Source organism: Pirellulaceae bacterium (genome assembly GCA_019636385.1).
GTDB lineage: Bacteria > Planctomycetota > Planctomycetia > Pirellulales > Pirellulaceae > Aureliella.
Window position 1 is genome coordinate 924320 of record JAHBXT010000003.1, and the last position, 17556, is coordinate 941875.

Here is a 17556-nt window from a genome sequence, read left to right on the forward strand (position 1 = left end):
GTTCACACCCGCTGCATGGGCGAGACACCTGCCTCACGCCTTAAAACCTCTGCTGTAGTAGCCAGTCTTCGAGATTGACTTGCAGGATCATCGTGGCACGCAGCAGCGCGGTGCGCTGAGGCAACATGACCTGCAGCCAACGGCGCTGGGCGGCCAGGGAGAGCGCCCGAATGCTGATGTTGGCCTTGGATTGAGCTTCCACGTTGTCCCGCAAGCGCGTGAACGTAGCCGGTATGATGTTGGGTTCGGGGCCGACATGGATAAAGGTTTCTATGCCCATCAACAAGGCTTCGTACATGGCGTCCCATAGCCGCTGCGGATGGTCGATCCACTTGTGCATCAGGTCGCGAGCGTTCAGTTTGTCATAGCTGACCTTGCCGGTAACCAGCGATAGGATGGGGGGCACGGGCTTTTCATACTTGACGTCGATGGTCTGCATCATGACCGCCGAACGATTGGGGATGGCTCGTTGCCACATGATGGGTGTGTGCAGCGGAGGCCAAGCACCTTGATTGGCGCGGAGGTACGTTTGCGGCAAGGTCCGCTTCATGAGTTCTCGAAAGCGGTCGATCGTATCGCCCTGCCCCATCAATAACAACGAATTGGGAGCCAGATACGTGGATATTGACAGAGTGCCGTTTCCTTCAGCAGTGATTTCCATACACAGCCGATGCACCTGGTCGGTATCCACCTTCTTTTCGCGGGAAAACAATACTGCCAGCTTGACCCCTTCGGCTAGCGCAATGCAATCCTCTGACAAGGCCATCGGAACCGACAGGGCGTCTCTGAGGCTCATCAGACCCCCAGCGACAATCGCCCCCACTTCGCCCAAACTAAACCCTAGGCTGACTTTGGCGCGCGTATAGTCGATATCGAAAAACTCCTTCAACAAGTGCAGTTGCGCTTGCTCCATTGCCAGGATGATGGAAATGGCTTCCGAGTAGTCATGGAGAGTCGTTTCCTGGTTCTTGCGCACCCGTTCGATCAAATCGACGTCGCGACCTGCGAACTCCTTACAGACCTGTTGGGCTTCGCGAAGATACTGAGCCACGATGTCGCCATATCGTGGATGTGCGAGCAGCTCTGCGCTACGTCCCAAGTTGGTTTGGTTGTAGCCGCGAAACGACAATGCGGACTGTGGCAGGCGGTGCTTCAGCTCAGCGGCATCAATCGGTCGATCCATTCCCGTTTCCAATTCCCTTTTGTCGTATTCAGCTAAGCCGTGCGGCCAGGCGATTTGATGCCCCAGAGGATGCACTCACACGACAGAATCGTCAAGCTGACCGACGAGGCTAGTCAGCGTAATTTTGCGCACAAAACCAAAGATTCAGCTAAAATCGGCACAACTCCGCATCCGGGCTATCCCAGTGGATGCTGGTTTGGGGGGGCAGAATTCTATGGCCTTGAAAAAACGAGCTCGAGCCAGAATATCCAAGCTAAAATTGAGCGAGATCGACCACGAACTGGCGCTCCGATACCGTCAGCGGCTCGTTGGCCTGCAATTGCGCTGCCAGCACATTCTGGTCTGCATCAGAGGCATCATTGCCTTTTGAGTTGCGCTCTGCTATTCGGCGTTTGAGTTCACCAACATCAGACGTAAATGGGCAAATGCGGTAAGGTACGGCCAGACGAGCGGCCAGTTGATGAAACCTTTGACGCTGATCGAATCTCAAAAACGTAGCATCAATAACTACCGGGAATCCGGCCACGAGCACTTGCTCGGCCAATTGTTCCAGCTTTTGGTAGGTTTCCAGGCTCCCCTGAGATGAATACATTTGCTCCGACTGACCCGCGGACGGGCGCTCGGTTGGCAGAAGGCCAAACAATCGCTTACGCTCGACATCCGAGCGAATGCGAATGTAGCCACACTGTTCGACCAATCTTTGCGTTCCGTAGGTTTTTCCGCTGCCGGAGACGCCGTGAGTTATCGTCAGCGTACGATTTGGCGGATGCGTAAATCGCCAGGCCATTTCCAGATAATGCAGTTCGTCATCAATCAGCCGTTCGCGCTGCTCAGACGCGACGTCCTTCTGCAGCCATCGCAACTGACACACTTTGGCTCGAACCATGGCCCGATACACCAGATAAAAAGGCAGGACAGACAGACCAGAATAATCGCCTGAGCTTTCCAGGTAACCATCCAAAAACCGCCAGCCTAGATCACTGCGCCGGTGATCGCACAGGTCCATGATCAGGAATGCGATCTCATTCATGACATCAATCCAGTACAGCTCTGGATTGAATTCGATGCAATCGAAAGGCATCAATCGACCTTGCCATCGAATTAGATTTCCCAAATGCAAATCCCCATGGCACTCGCGTATGTGCCCCAGTGCCTTGCGCTGCCGCCAAATCTCTGAAAGCTGCTGGCACTTCTGGCGTGTCCAACTGTCGATGCTGTCCAGTTGCGAACGTCGACCGGGTAATAATTGGGTTTGCAGCTGTCCGATATTGTCCAAAGCAAAGCGACGAATCTGTGACTGAATGCCCAGCTCAGGCTGCTGGGCAGTCGCAGCAATTCGATGAAACTGGGCTACTTGAGTTGCCAGCTCGGAGAACTCAAGCGGACTCAATTCGTTTGCGGCCACCAAGTTGCCGGCCAACTGGGATTGCTCGAAACGCCACATGCGCACAGCGTATTCAACCGCCGTTCCCGTGCCGCCTACGACCAAGTGATCGTTATCAATGACGATGGGGACGACATCCAGATATAAATCATGGCTATAGCGCTTATTGCGACGCACTTCTTCTTGGCAATAATGCAATCGCTTTGCAAGTGTGGTAAAATCTGCGAACCCAAAGTTGAGCGGTTTCTTGACTTTGTACGCGTAATCGCCGGCCAGAAACACCCAAGAAATGTGAGTCTCGCACAACTGGACCGTCGGGGCGTGATGGCGATACGCGATTGGGTCTAAGAGTTGTTGGACGAGATCACTGCCATGTGGTAACAATGTTTCGCCGCTGTTCATAGGAATACTCGCTCTGCTGCCATGGTATGATGAACACCACCGTACGGCGACCCGTAAATGAACGACCCGACTGATGAATTCGAGCCGGCAAACTATGTTAACCGTAATTGTTGGCCGATTTCAGCCCCTGCATTTGGGGCATCAGGCCATGATTGAATGTGCTTTGGCCGATGCAGATGTCGTGTTAATCATCCTCGGTTCGGCGTTTCAACCTCCATCGCCCAGGAATCCGTTTAACTGGCAACAGCGGTCAGAGATGATCTGCCACAGTATCCGCCGGCCAGGCCGTGATCGCTTGTGCATAGCTCCCTTGTGCGACTACAACAATTCTGAGCGTTGGGCCAGGGCACTAGCCGCCAGCGTGCGCCGCGCAGCTCGAAACTTGTTGCCTGAAAACTGTGGTAAAGTACGGCTCCAACATACGTTTGAAAATGCTGAGCTGACATCACATCCAGAGTTTGCCAAGTGGGATATCCAGCCGGTCGAGCGCCACGGCGACTACAGCGGCCAACGCATTCGCGATCTACTTTTTTCAGCATTTTTTTCACGGTCAGCAGCTGGTGTCGCTCGAATGGATTCAGCTATGCGAGATATTGCAGATCAACTTCCGCAACCTGTTGCCCTGTGGCTTGAGTCATGGCTGGAAAGCTCTATCTATCCGGTCCTGGCTGGCCAATGGCAGGCATTGCATGAGCCCCACTAGGGTTGGCGTACGGCACCTATTTCTAACTGTCTTCGCGATCGCGTAAGCTGGCATTGCTCCCGGTGACGGCAGGTTGGGCGAGCTGTATAGGAGTCTTCCGTCCACGACAGGAATACCAAAGAAGCACGCTAGGCTGGTTCGATGGAAAGATGACATGTGCGTCGCCCCGGCGCTCTCTGTAATTTTGCTAGCTGACTGCGGAGCCTGGACTATGTATCGCTATCAATTTGTTTGTATTGCCGCTGGTTCATGGTTGGCTCTGGTTGCCATGGCACAATGTCAGGTCGCAGCCCAAGTACAAATTGCTCCGGCCTACTCGGTACCAAACTTTGATGCACCCAGCCACATGACTAGTGGCCGGGCTAGTGTCGGCACAGTCCCGGCCAGGCAAGTCAGTTATGCAACCACGGAACAGGCTCACGGCTACCAACAACCTTACCAACAACCTTACCAACAACCTTACCAACAACCTTACCAACAACCTTACCAACAACCTTACCAGCAACCATCGTGTGGCTCTGAGATGGGCTGCGGCCACGGCTGTGGCCAGCAGCCGTCAGCATTTTGGACCATGTATTACCGAAACGTGCGCTGGCCCTATCCCTTTCGAGCACAGGACGTTAACTCCGTCTGCTCCTATTTCGACATCCAGCGAGAAAACGGTTGGAAACTGCGGAATACCGTTGGCAATGCGCTGTTTGATCCAAACAATCACTGTTTGACCGAAGCCGGCAAGAATCACATCCGCTCGATTCTAAACGACAATCCGGTAGATCGCCGCGTGATCTACGTTCTGCATGGAGCAGACGAAAAGCAGACAGCCCAGCGCATTGAGTCGACTCAATTGGCGATATCAGAAATGCTGCCCGTCGGCAATCTGCCGCCGATCTATGTCACCGATCGCGACGCGCCGGGCTCGTCTGGAGCATATCAAACAGCGATCATGCGGGCCATGGAGCAGTCCATGCCTGCACCACGGCTGCCTGCTGTGCAAAGGAGCGGACAAGACTCCGCATCATCCAATTAAGGCTACTGCACACATCGTACAGCACTATAATCGTCAAGTGTGGCTAGTTCGTGGCGGACTAGCCAGCAACCTGTCGGTAGAGCGTGCGCCTAATGAAATCAACTCTAGTCGAGCTGCTGGGTCAGAACTGGCTTCGGGTGGCTCAGTGGCATCAGCGGGTTGACTCGACCAATAGCCTCGCACGGCACTTCGTGAACGAGCAGCCGCAACAAATGCCGGCACTGTTCGTCGCCGACAGTCAAGAGCGCGGACGAGGTCGATCCGACCACACGTGGTGGTCTCCACCGGGGTGCCTGATGTTCACGTTGGCCATTCCGGCTTCACTATTGCCTGCGCGTCGCGATTGCTGGGGGCAACTGGCGCTGCTGTGTGGCGTTGTAGTTGCTGAGGCGATGGAGAAGGTTTGTCCAGGCTTAACAGTGCAGTTAAAATGGCCGAACGATTTGTATCTCGCCAACCGCAAAGCGGGGGGGATTTTAATCGAGTCGGTTTCGTCGCCAGATAATCAAGTCGCGTTCCTGATCGGAATCGGCATCAACGTCTGTGTCGATTGGGCGACTGCACCTGAAGAACTACGACATCGGGCGACTTGCCTTTCCAGCCAATGTGGTAGCCGCGTTGAGCCATCTAAAGTGTTGTCGGCGTTCATCCACAACCTAACGCGATGGTTGGACGGCTGGGGTACGGGTGAGTTGCATTGGTACGAGCCATGGGCTGAGCGTTGTTTGCTGACAGGTCGACTAGTCAAAGTCAGAGGCAATTTGTCAGGCCAGCCAGTCAAAGTATCCCCAACTCCGCAGATACTAGCGGGCCGCTGTCTTGGAGTTGGCCTAGATGGTCAGTTGCTGATTCGCTCAGAGCAGGGTGGAGTGACGCCGATTAGCGTCGGCGAGATTATTGAGATGTAAACCCAAGATCGCGCGACGGCAGACGAATGTAGCCTGTTGCCTGCTGGGAATCGCGATGACGTGTTGCGACGACCTGCGAAAATAGCCGTCCTGCGGTGAAGAGGCGCTCAGAAACACCTGGAATTTAGCGGTGGCTAGCGTTAATATAGCTGCATTCGATAGTTGGGCTGGCAGTAGATAAGAAGAGTCCATCAGCACAACTACCTCAGTAAACTCAGGATTTAACGGCAATGTCAGAGCAAACGAGTTCGATTTGGATGGAAGTCAGCAGTTGCAAGAGAGCGTTGTTGGGTAGCGTTATCCTGTTGTGGCTGGGGGCTGTGGTCAGCGCTGCGGGCTTTCGTGAAGAGATCGCTGGTTTGCTACCGACGGAGTCGGCGTTGGATGAGCCGTTTACGTTGGATTCGCAAGCCAAGTATTACGTCTTCACCTTCTTGGGAGTCGAATGTCCAGTGGCACGTCAGTACGGCGCCAAACTGCAATCACTGGCAGATCGATTCCAAGATCGCGGGGTGCAGTTTATTGGCATTAACAGTAATCCTCAGGACTCGAAGGCAGAACTTGCCAAGTACCAGCGCGAGGTTGGCGTTCGGTTTGCGATGCTGAAAGACCCAGGCCAACAAGTCGCTAAGCGATTTTCCGCGACTCGCACCGCCGAGGTCGTAGTCGTGGACGCTCAGGGCAAAGTCCAATATCGCGGACGCATTGACGATCAATACTCACCAGGTGTCGCGCGATCGGTCGCTGAATCACATGACCTGCGAGATGCCCTCGATAGCCTGACTGCTGGGCTGCCGGTGGCGATCGTCGAAACGAAGCCGGTTGGCTGTTTGATTACCTATCCCAAGCAACCTAGCCAGCAGCCGACAGTCACGTTCACTAAGGATGTTGCGCCGCTGCTGTACCAACACTGTTATGAATGTCATCGCAGCGGCGAGATAGGTCCGTTTGATATCTCGGACTACGACGACTTGCTGGGCTGGGGCGAAATGTTGGTTGAGGTCATGGAGCAGAAGCGTATGCCACCCTGGCACGCTAGCCCAGAGTACGGTTCGTTCAGAAACGAGCGACACTTGCCTGCCGACGTCCTGCCGATCGTTCGCCGATGGATCGACGAGGGAATGGCGTATGGCGATACTTCGGAATTGCCTGCCAAGCCGAAATATACCGACGGCTGGAGACTACCCCAGCCTCCTGAAATGGTGTTTGAAATGCGCAATCGACCCTATCGAGTTCCCGCAGATAAGACGATCGACTATCAGTACTTTGTGGTGGATCCTGGCTTTACAGAGGATAAATGGGTCAGCGCATCGCAAATCATTCCTGGCGCATCCTCGGTTGTACACCATGCCATTGTATTTGTAAGGCCTCCCGACGGTGGCGACTTCGTGGGAATAGGTTGGTTGAATGCGTATGTTCCCGGTCAAGTGCCAGTGATTTATCCGCCGGGATACGCGCGTAAAATTGCGGCCGGATCCAAGCTTGTGTTTCAGATGCATTACACGCCCAGCGGCACTGAACAACTGGATATAACCAAAATCGGTTTGAACTTTATGGATGCCAGCCAAGTGACACACCAGGTTTATACCCTGGTTGCCATTGATCAGGATTTTGAAATTCCACCTCACGCGCCAAATCATACCGTGGTGGCAAGCGCCCAGCGACTACCAAAGCATGGTGAGTTGCTGTCGATTTCTCCACACATGCACCTGCGCGGCAAAGCTTTTGAAGTTTTTACCAAGCAGGGTGCTGTAACTCAGACAATTTTGAAAGTGCCGCATTACGACTTTAATTGGCAGCACACCTATGAATACAACCAGCCTATCCCGCTGAATGAAATCGATGACATTTCGATCACAGCGACCTTCGATAATTCCAAAGACAATCCGTTTAATCCCAATCCGGACGAATTTGTGATGTGGGGAGATCAGACCTGGGAGGAGATGACGTTAGCCTACTTGGATGTGGCGGTTTCCATGGACCTAGTGCGCTTTGCCAGTGTCGTGCGAGAATTTCGCGTCAACACCCAGAATGAATCAACTGCATCAAATGTCGTGTCCGCGTCGACTTCGGAACAATCAGCAGAGGAACTGCAATTGGCCACGGCATTTGCCGAAGAGTTCATGGCCAAGCATGACCGGAATGGAGATGGCGCGCTGACCCGATCTGAAGTGCCCACCATCTTTGGTGATTATGCTTTCTGGAGCGTAGACCGCGATTACGATCAGCGACTTACCCGAGAGGAACTCATTCAAGCGTTCAGAGAAAGCCGTGACCGAAGTCGATAACTACCGTTCGAGGACTGCCCGATTTTTTGCGAAATTCATCGACTACCCCAGGCTGGGAGTGGTGCTGATCTTCCTCTTGAGCCTATTGTCTTGGGCTGGCTTCAACTACCCCGACTGGCCGGATGCAGTTTACCGGAAGCTGACGGGATCGACTGAGTCCTGGTTCACGTCGGAAGACAACCAAGACCAGGATGATGGCTGGGGCCGCAGGCCCAGTCGAAGTCGCGCTCGTTCCGGCGGCTCGGCGTTTGGCCGCGCCGACACGCTGCTGGTGATTCAGTCCAAGCAGTTCTTCACCTATGAAGGTGCGCAAGTGCTGCGAGATCTCGTCGATCGACTGGAGGCACTGGATAGTGTTGCTTCCGTATCGTGGATGGATAATGCGCCTCCCCTGAATATCTTCGGACTGGCTGAGCCGGTGGTCCCTCGTGGACAGGCCTCCGAGCAACGATTTGCTATCTCTCAACAAAAGGCGGTCAAGCACCCTTTGATCGTAGGTCAGTATCTGTCGCCCGATGCCCAGACAGCGCTGATGATGATCTCTTTTGATTGGTTATTTGTCCACGAAGAAGCTGATTGCACTACCAAGATTATCGAGGTGGCCAAGGCGGCCCTTGCGACTCATCCCTCGGTCAACATGCAATTTTCGGTCACGGGCCCCGTGCCCATTCGGTTGATGTTGATGTCCGAGCGGCGTGGCAACGAATTCAAATACCAGATGATCGCCTACGGCATTATCTTCGTCATGTCAGTAATTCTGTTCCGTGGCTTGTCGGTCGTGTTGGTGGTTGGCCTGGCGCCTATGTTGGGTGTCATTTGGACCTTGGGTTTTTTGCGATATTTTGGACTAGAGGACAATCCCTTCAGCCCGGTAATCGTGCCTGTGCTGGTGAGTTTAGTCGGCTTTACCGATAGCGTTCACATGATGGTGTATGTCCGCAAAAGGTTGCAGCTTGGCGAGCAACCGATTGAAGCTTGCCGACACGCCCTGGCCGCAGTTGGTCTGGCTTGCTTCCTGACTTCGCTAACCACTGCCATCGGCATGGGCTCTTTGGTGCTCTCGCATCACGAAGTTGTCCGCGATTTCGGATTAGCTTGCGTGATGGGGGTCTGCTTTACGTGGATATCCGTAATGATCGTGATTCCACTGGCTTGCCACACGCGCTGGGGATCGCGACTGAACCGCGGTGCAGATCGTGGAATCATCGAACAGAATTTGAATCTATTCACCGGTGGCGTGCGCAGTTTTCTGAAGTATCCCAAGACTGTCAGCACAGCTTCCATTGCGTTGCTGATGGTACTGACTGGTGCTGCACTGACACTTCGCCCCGATGATCGTACGTCCAATTTGATGCCCAAGAACAGTCCTGCGCAAATGACGTTAGCGCATCTGGATCAGTCGATGGGTGGATTAGACGTCTGCCGCGTCGAAATCGCTTGGAATGATCCACAGCAATCGCCGGAGCAGGTAGCCCAGTTGGTCCAGCAGGTAGATCAGATTTTAAGTGGCGAACCACTGATCGGTCACCCGATGTCGCTGACACGTTTGATCGACGCCTTGCCGGGTGAGGACTCGGCTATCGAAAAAATGTCGATGGTGGAACTGCTGCCGCCGCCTTTGAAGCGGGCTGTATTTAATACCGAAGAACAAGAGGCAGCCGTGATGTTCCGCGTCAAAGACTTGGGGACCGCTACTTACAAGCCTGTATTCGAGCGGATCGATGCCGCACTGAAAACATTGATGGCCCAGCACCCCGCTTACAGACTGACGATGACGGGTGGGCCGATTTGGAAATGGCGAGATTTGTATCGAGTTGTGCTTGATCTGGTGTTTAGTTTGGGCACTGCGCTGATCATCATCACCATCGTCTTGGCCGTGGCTTTCAAGTCCCTGCGGCTGGGAGTGATTTCGATTCTCCCCAATACATTGCCCATAGCAGCCTCCGCAACGTATTTGGTCATCATTGGCCAGCCATTGGAAATGGTGTCGGTGTGTGCCTTTACCATTTGCCTGGGGATTGCCGTCGACGACACCATTCATTTCTTGTCACGATACAGTGAAGAGCAGCATGGAGCGGGCACCCGCGAAGAGCAAATTGAGCGAGCCTTTCATGGAGTGGGCACTGGATTAATCATGACTTCCATTGTCTTGATCGCAGGCTTTGGTTCAGTCATGACCAGCCCCACGCCCGATATTAAGACCTTTGCCGTCTTAGGGGTATGCTCACTGACAACTGCCCTGTTGGCTGATCTCTTCCTGCTACCTGCGTTGCTGATACAGTTCGACAAAGGAAAAGTATCCTAAGATTTTCAGCCGCGAACTTACCTGCCGAGCAGGATGAGCTCAAGGCGATACGGGCCAAGGAACCCTCGCAAATCGGAATCAAGGGAACTTGACCTGCCTTAGCCTGAGATCCAGCCCCAAACTCCGAGGTAGCGCTACTGAGCGATTGCCGTAAATAGTAGCGGTTCAGACCAATGCGAAGCCAGTGAGCTGTTCGATAACAGTAGCAATCATTGGATAATCAGATCAGACTTGGTACGATTACGGTCGTTATACTCGAGCGACGGCCGCGCTCAGTTGCTGGATGGATGGTCCATAACCACAGGAAGAATTTACAGTGCTCCACGCAGTTATCATGGCCGGAGGAACCGGCAGTCGCTTCTGGCCTGCTAGTCGCACCGACAATCCAAAGCAGTTGCTGAAACTGGTCGGTGACACCACGATGCTGCAGTCAACCTACGAGCGACTATCGGGACTGGTATCTGCCGAACATACGCTGGTGATGACGAATAAGCAACTTGTCACGGCTGTGAGGCGGCAATTGCCGGAAGTGCCCCCCGAGCATATTATCGGAGAGCCGTCCAAGCGAGACACGGCCGCCTGCATTGCACTAGCCGCCTCAATGATCGTGCGCGCCGATCCGATGGCGGTCATGTTGGTCTTGCCGGCTGACCACGTGATAAGTTCTTCTGCGCAATTCCACGACTGTATGCGTAGTGGCGTCAAGCTGATCGATCAATCGCCCGAACGCATTGTGACCTTTGGTATTCGCCCAACCTATGCGGCAGAATCGTTCGGTTACGTGCAGCGTGGCGAGCCGATGGGGGCTCCCGAAGTGCACGGTGCCTATCGCGTGGCCTCGTTTCGTGAGAAGCCCAATCGCCAGACGGCTGAGCAATACTTGCAGTCTGGCAACTACTACTGGAATAGCGGTATCTTTATGTGGCGTGCCGACACGATTCTGACCGCACTGCGGCGATTCGAGCCTGAGATGATGCGGCATATTGATGCCATTTCAGCGGCAGTCGGGACTCCAGGATTCAACGTCACACTACAACGCGAGTTTGACCAAATCTCCGCCCAGTCCATCGACTATGCCGTCATGGAGCGCTATTCCGATGTGTCGGTGATCGAAGCGTCGTTTCGCTGGGACGATGTTGGTAGCTGGCAGTCGATCGGTCGGCTAACAACCCCCGATGAGCAAGGTAATTGCGTTCGCGGTAAATACTTGCCGATACAATCGCAACGGATGATTGTCTACGGCAGCCAAGAGCATTTGTTGGTAACCATCGGCATGCAAGACATGATCGTGGTGCATACCGAAAATGCAACTCTAGTCGCGCCCAAGGAACAAGAGGAGCGCGTGCGTGAAGTCGTCAAGCAATTGCAATCGCGAAATTGGGACGAATTCCTCTAGGCTCATCACGCCAAGTGTGCAAGCTGGCGGATGCAACAGACGGGGCTGCGGCAAACTGTTGTGGATTATCTACAGCGCGTCGAATGCAAAAAGGGTCGTTCAACAATAACCATGTAGCCTCGGGCCGTCGGCCACCAGAAGTCTGACCTGAACTGCGAGCGAAGTTCCAGACCAACCGTCAGGTGGCCTGCAGTTCTCTGAGAGCTGTCAAGACCTGAGCGTCGTGGCCGTCGACCTGCACACGTTTCCAGAGTCGAGCCACTTTGCCATCCGCAGCTATCAAGTACGTACTGCGCTGGATCCCCAGCGACTTTTTGCCGTACAAGTTCTTTTCACGCCATGCTCCATACAGCTCAGCTACGTGATGCTCCGCATCCACCAGCAGCGGAAAATTCAACTGGTACTTGTCGCGAAATTTGGCGTGGCTCGCCTGGTCATCGGTGCTGACACCTAGCACCACGGCTCCCATCTCCATAAGTTGCGCAGATGAATCCCGGAAAGCACATGCCTGGCGCGTACAGCCCGGAGTCATATCTCGCGGATAAAAGTACAGCACGACCCAATGGCCTTTGAAATCGCTCAGCTTGACTGCCTGTCCGCGATCATCCTTTAGCGTAAACGCAGGCGCTGGCCTACCACATTCAATCCACTCTGACATCGGTGCTGCTCGTACCTTCCTCATAAAAACGCGTGGGCGGTGTGTCGTACCCTGGCCTGGTATCACCGTGGGGACAACGCCGCGCGTGATTGTCCCCCTATCCCTGCTACTTAAAACTGCAGTTGCAGCGATTTCAGTCGCCGAGCGGTTTCAGCCATGAGCGCGTCTTCTGCCGCTTCGTCAGCGGCCTCGTAAGTAACCGAAAAGCGCAGAAACTGTCCGGCTTCGTTCCAAGGTACGGTCACCATCGACTGTTGCGTAATCAAGTGCTGACTGACTTGCTCGGCGGTTTCAAACTCCACGTTGGCAGCGGCGCGCGGGGCTCGCGTGTACAAGAAGTAAGTGCCGCCTGGCATCTGACAATCGAATCCGCAGTCGCGCAAGGTCCGCACCAGCTTAGTCAGTCTGCGACGGTACTTCTCGCGCACCCGGTCAGCGATCTGGTCGTTGTCCAGGGCGGTCGCTGCAGCATGCTGAATGGCCATGAACTGACCGCTGTCGCAATTATCCTTGACGTCGGCCAGTGCACTGACCAATCGTGGATGGCCACAGACCCAGCCTATTCGCCAGCCGATCATGTCAAATCCCTTGCTCATCGAATGCACCTCGACGCCGACCTCCTTGGCACCCGGCACCGACAGAAAGCTAAGCGCTGGCCCGTCGTAGCTCAACATAATATGAGCTGCGTCCTGCACGACGACGAATTGGTGTTGTAGCGCCAATTGGATAACTCGCTGGTAGAACTCAACTGTAGCGGTCTTACCAGTGGGGCTATTGGGGTAGTTAATCACCAGCAGCTTGACACGCCGCCACGTTTCGTCGCTGATTGCATCGAAATCGGGAAAGAAATCGTTCTCGGCGTGTAGTGGCAAGGAATGAACCGAGCCGCCGTAGTACTTGGTGTGTGTCCCTGCAACCGGATATCCAGGCACAGTCATCAGTGTGATATCACCTGGGTCAATCAGGCAAGCCGGCAGCATAGACAATGCTGTCTTGCTGCCGATGCAATGATTGACTTCGCTGGCCGGGTCAAGTTGCACTCCAAATCTTCGCTCCATAAATCGCGAGACAGCTTCCTTGTATGCGGCGATGCCGTTATCTGCATAGCCCCGATTGCTAGGCAAATGTACTTGCCGGGCCAACTCGTCACGAACCAATGCATCTGCCATAGAATCATTTTCGCCGATGCCAAAGTCGATCAACTGGCGATCAGGGAAATCTGCCAATGCCTTGCGTTTGGCACGCTTGATCTTCTCAAACTTGTAGATTTCGGTACCCTTGCCATAGCTAGCGCCGCCAATCCGCGCAGCAAATAAAGACTGAAAGTACGGGTCTGCCGCCAGTTGCGGTTCACCAGAGGTAACTTGAGTTGCCATAGTTGACTGTCAAAGAATGCCAGGGTCGGAAGGTGGAAGTGTATTGGTAGCTCAGCTTACTGATCCAGCCAAAATCGGCAACCCGTCTGTGTGCCCGTCCATGTGTGCAGGTGTCAGCCATGAATAGCGATTTCAAAGGGGGCAACAGTCGCCAGTTGGGGCAATTGCTGGACGCCCTAGGCCAGCCGCTGGCGATTGTCGATCGCATCGGAGAAATCGTGTTTGTTAACGCTCCACTGTGCCGGTTGGTCGGAGCCCAGGCGTCCGAGCTCGTAGGGCAGGGCTGTAGTTGGCAGGTCGCTGAGGATGGAGCCCACAGTGCGATCCGCACGGCCTTAGCGCCGCCGGCCGGCGCATTGGACGGCCGTACCGTCGTGCGTCAACTGGCTGTTCCTGTCGTGTTTGGTTCGCCGCAGACCGGCCAGGCCTTTATCCCCTTGCCAGATTCCGAAGGCGCCGTACATGTCGTCCTGGTTGTGTTGGGCAACTTTGAATATCTTCGGCGGCTACTGACCACGCCGGCACACACCTTCGCTGGCTCGCGGACGGCGGACCAAACGCTAACGGAGATACGCAGTCGCTGGAAAACGCTGGATGGACTTACGGCATTGGTTGGCAGTAGCCCTACCGTGCAACTTGCCATGCAGCGCGCCCAACTGGCAGTGGCTCAACCATGCAACTTGTTGATCTACGGTCCGGCGGGCGTTGGCAAACTGGAAATCGCCCAAGCGATTTTTCGCGGGCGCCTAAAATCTTCGGGTCTGCACGCGGCGCTCGGACAATGTTTTCCGATTGAGTGTCGAGTACTGGACGGCCAACTAATCGCCAGCATGTTAGAGATCTTTGTGGAGCGCTTACAATCTGAGGTGCCGAGAACTGCGCAGCAGCTGGTGCTGATTGGACTGGATCAACTTGAAAGTGCAGCGGTCCAGCTCCTACGGACATGGATAGATGACCACCGTGACAAGTGCTACATCGTTGCTACCAGCAGTCAATCAGCAGCGGCCTTAGCCCCGCGCAGTTCAGGTTGGGCAGAGCTTGTAACCCGCATTGCTACTTTAGAAATCGGACTTTCGCCACTGGCGGAACGCCGGCAAGACATCGCACCGTTGGCGCTGCAGTCGCTGGCCGAAGCCTGCTTGCAAGCTGACCGAGCGCAATTGACACTGTCTGCCCAAGCGCAAGACCTGTTGGTAGCCTATGCCTGGCCAAACAACGTTCGGCAGCTTCGCGCGGCGCTGGCGCAAGCCGTGGAGCGTGCCGTATTGACCGCGTCAGTTCAACCTTCGCATTTGCCGGTGGCCATTCGAACCTTCGCTGGCGCGGTGGCTGCGAGCCAGAAGGCGGCCGTTGCGCCGGTGGACTTGGATGCGGTGCTCATTGAAGTCGAAAAAATCATGCTTCGCAAAGCACTGCAAGTGTCGCCTCGCAATCGGGCTCGCGCAGCCCGGCTACTTGGCATCAGCCGCTCACGGTTGCTACGGCGTATCGACCAGCTTGGGCTTGGCGATGCTCAACAGCCTGCAGAATAGGCTTTCGTCGCGCCAGCGTAGAGCATGGTCTGCAATCCATCCCGAACCTGACACTGTATTATTCAGGCATGGCTGTGGCGGCACGCCACCGGAATGGGCGGCTGGCTGTAATGGCCTGAATCATGGCACGCAGTGAATTACCGGAGGCTGCGGTAGCAGCGCAGATTTCGTTCAACGTGCATTCGTCGAAATACTCCAGGCCACGTCCGATTGCGTAAGTCAATAGTTTGGCGGCCAGGCAGCGACGGAATTCGTCCTGGCGCTCGAGCAGTATCTGCCGCAGCTCGTTGGGACCATTAAACTGGCGGCCATCTGGCAGTCGCCCACTGGAATCGACCGGTACATCGCCCACGGTATCTCGCCACTTTCCAATAGCGTCAAAATTCTCCAAACCAAAACCCAGCTCATCCATAACTTGGTGGCAGGCCGCGCATTGGGGCTTGGAGCGATGCAGCTCCATTTGTGCTCGCAAGGTCGTGGGTGGCTGGCCTTCGGCAGTGGCAGCTTCCAGCTCCGGTACATTCGGCGGTGGAGGGGGAGGGGGTGCGTCCAGAAGATTGTCCAATATCCACAGTCCGCGATTCACCGGCGATGTCCGAGTGGGATTAGAGGTTAGGGCCAAGATACTGGCATGTCCCAATAACCCACCGCGCCCAGTACCTGCCAGCGAGACGCGCTCAAAACCGGCTTTGCCATCGACCTCCAAGCCGTAGTGTGCAGCCAACAGTTCATTCACATGTGTAAAATCGGCAGTCAACAAATCCATAATGCTCCGATTCTCGTTCAGCACAGTTGCGAATAACAACTCCGTTTCACGGCGCATCGCGCTGCGCAATGTGGAGCTGAACTGGGGAAAACGCTGTGAATCGAAATTCATCGCGTCCAGCTTACGCAATTGCAACCACTGACTGGCAAAATTTTGTACCAATGCCGAACTGCGCGGGTCGTCCAGCAGCCGATCAACTTGCGCCGCCAGCTGGTCCGCGTGATGAAGCTGGTTATTAGCCGCTAACCGATAAAGGGCGTCATCCGGTTGACTGCTCCACAAAAAGTAACTCAGACGAGAAGCCAATTCGTAATCGGTCAGTTCGCGCTCGACCTCTCCGTTCGGCATGCTCTCAGTTTCGACGCGAAACAAAAACGAAGGAGAAACCAACACGCCAGAAATCGCAACTTGCATAGCGCGTGAATAGCTCAAGCCATCGTCGATAGCCAATTTGGCCAAATTTACGTAGCGCTGCAACTCAGCTTGACTGGATGGTCGGCGCAAAGCGCGAGGTAACAGTGCCGTCAAACTCGCTTCAGCGGCCGCAATCAGCGACTGGGGGTCCTCCGGATTCTCAGGTTGGTGAGACAACAACCGCCTGTGCGATCGCGGCAAAGGCTTACCGTCGATGAGCAGCGGCCCCAAAATCGACAGGCTGTTCACCTTGAGATTGCGATCGCCGCGTTTAGCAGGATCGGGGTCGTCGGGGCGGTAGTAATCATTGGTGAACTGAATGGCTATCTCCTGCGGGCCGGCCGTGAGTTCAGCCAACATTTCGTATTGCTCTGGTTGACTTTCCACCGCTGAGACTGAAAACGCTTGAGCCTCCTGGCCAGCAATACTCAGTAGCATATTGGGCGGCTGGTCGCCGGCCTGATCTCCGTAAGCCTCAATGCGAATCAAATATGTGGCTGACACCGCCAAGTTCACATCGTGGCGCAGCGTATCGACGGACGAAAAGAATCTGCCTGGCAAAGCGACCAAAGGTTCGGCTTCGCTTGGCGGCAGAGCGATCGCGCGTCGCACTATCTCTTCGGCGGCCTCCAGATAGCGTTCCATCAAGACTGGCGACAGGCTGAGCACATCGCCAATATTGTCGAATCCGTAACCGATATCATCCGAGGGAAAGTTATCGGCTGGCTGATAGTCGATGCCAATCAGATCTTGAATGGTGCGATTGTACTGGTCGCGATTGAGCCGCACGAGCGTGGGGCGGCCAGGAAAGGCCGGCCCGGAGCAAGGAACTGTCAAAGCATGATTACGAATCCAATCCAACAGAACATCCCGCTCGACTGAACTCAACGGCTCGGCATCATGAGGCGGCATGACGTTGTTATCGAGTTGCACAAAAATCTTCTTCCACGCGTGGCGATCCTGCGAGGCGGCTCGAACAGGATCTAGTGATGCTATATCCAAGCCGCCCACTGGCGCATCGCCGCTGTGGCAATCAAGGCAATACTGAGTCAACAGCGGATAAATCTGTGCAACGTAATTCCGGGCGAATTCGCTCGAAGGCTCGGCGCCTCGAGCAACTGGACCACCAGTGCAGCTCAGCAGCGCAACAGCCACAAACCCAAAGTCGATGATTAGCCTCCGCACAGCTGGATTGATCTCCGTTGACAAACAAA

At 54.8% G+C, this 17556-nt stretch carries 12 protein-coding genes; 7 read left to right on the plus strand and 5 right to left on the minus strand.

Translation table 11 applies throughout. The features are described 5' to 3' along the window. Positions 1 to 40: 40 nt before the first annotated feature. Entirely contained in the window at positions 41 to 1183 is a 1143-nt protein-coding gene (locus KF752_14260) for an ACP S-malonyltransferase (protein ID MBX3422714.1), read from the minus strand. A 253-nt stretch (positions 1184 to 1436) separates the two neighbouring features. After that, positions 1437 to 2969 carry an AAA family ATPase gene (locus KF752_14265; protein MBX3422715.1) on the minus strand — a complete coding sequence of 511 codons (1533 nt, stop codon included), beginning with the start codon at positions 2967 to 2969 and terminating at the stop codon, positions 1437 to 1439. Between the two features lie 94 nt (positions 2970 to 3063). Between KF752_14265 and KF752_14270 the strand changes: the two genes are divergently transcribed. The 6 genes from KF752_14270 to KF752_14295 all read left to right on the plus strand — a co-directional run bounded on the left by KF752_14270 (position 3064) and on the right by KF752_14295 (position 11596). After that, a complete protein-coding gene (locus tag KF752_14270; GenBank protein MBX3422716.1) occupies positions 3064 to 3672 on the plus strand; it encodes an adenylyltransferase/cytidyltransferase family protein in 609 nt (202 codons plus the stop codon). A gap of 211 nt (positions 3673 to 3883) precedes the next feature. After that, the gene (locus KF752_14275) at positions 3884 to 4699 is read left to right on the plus strand and encodes a hypothetical protein (GenBank protein MBX3422717.1); all 816 of its coding nucleotides are present in this window, start codon (positions 3884 to 3886) and stop codon (positions 4697 to 4699) included. A 92-nt stretch (positions 4700 to 4791) separates the two neighbouring features. Then, positions 4792 to 5607: a biotin--[acetyl-CoA-carboxylase] ligase gene (locus tag KF752_14280; protein MBX3422718.1), complete on the plus strand. Its 816-nt coding sequence runs from the start codon at positions 4792 to 4794 to the stop codon at positions 5605 to 5607. Between the two features lie 230 nt (positions 5608 to 5837). Then, positions 5838 to 7895 carry a redoxin domain-containing protein gene (locus tag KF752_14285; protein ID MBX3422719.1) on the plus strand — a complete coding sequence of 686 codons (2058 nt, stop codon included), beginning with the start codon at positions 5838 to 5840 and terminating at the stop codon, positions 7893 to 7895. Continuing rightward, on the plus strand, positions 7879 to 10200 hold the full coding sequence (locus KF752_14290; protein ID MBX3422720.1) for an MMPL family transporter: 2322 nt from the start codon (positions 7879 to 7881) through the stop codon (positions 10198 to 10200). Before KF752_14285 ends, KF752_14290 begins: the two co-directional genes overlap by 17 nt. A gap of 316 nt (positions 10201 to 10516) precedes the next feature. Further along, entirely contained in the window at positions 10517 to 11596 is a 1080-nt protein-coding gene (locus KF752_14295; GenBank protein ID MBX3422721.1) for a mannose-1-phosphate guanylyltransferase, read from the plus strand. Positions 11597 to 11774: 178 nt separating this feature from the next. Here the strand turns inward: KF752_14295 and bcp are convergent, their stop codons facing one another. Together bcp and KF752_14305 are read right to left on the minus strand one after the other, a co-directional pair. Then, positions 11775 to 12254, minus strand: coding sequence for a thioredoxin-dependent thiol peroxidase (bcp, locus tag KF752_14300; protein ID MBX3422722.1), 480 nt, complete (start codon positions 12252 to 12254; stop codon positions 11775 to 11777). A 110-nt stretch (positions 12255 to 12364) separates the two neighbouring features. Further along, on the minus strand, positions 12365 to 13630 hold the full coding sequence (locus tag KF752_14305) for an LL-diaminopimelate aminotransferase (GenBank protein ID MBX3422723.1): 1266 nt from the start codon (positions 13628 to 13630) through the stop codon (positions 12365 to 12367). Between the two features lie 119 nt (positions 13631 to 13749). On the opposite strand from KF752_14305, the gene KF752_14310 reads away from it, so the two are divergent. Continuing rightward, positions 13750 to 15162, plus strand: a complete 1413-nt coding sequence (locus KF752_14310) for a sigma 54-interacting transcriptional regulator (GenBank protein MBX3422724.1) — start codon at positions 13750 to 13752, stop codon at positions 15160 to 15162. 58 nt (positions 15163 to 15220) lie between these two features. Here the strand turns inward: KF752_14310 and KF752_14315 are convergent, their stop codons facing one another. After that, a complete protein-coding gene (locus KF752_14315) occupies positions 15221 to 17551 on the minus strand; it encodes a DUF1592 domain-containing protein (protein ID MBX3422725.1) in 2331 nt (776 codons plus the stop codon). Between the last annotated feature and the right edge of the window lie 5 nt (positions 17552 to 17556).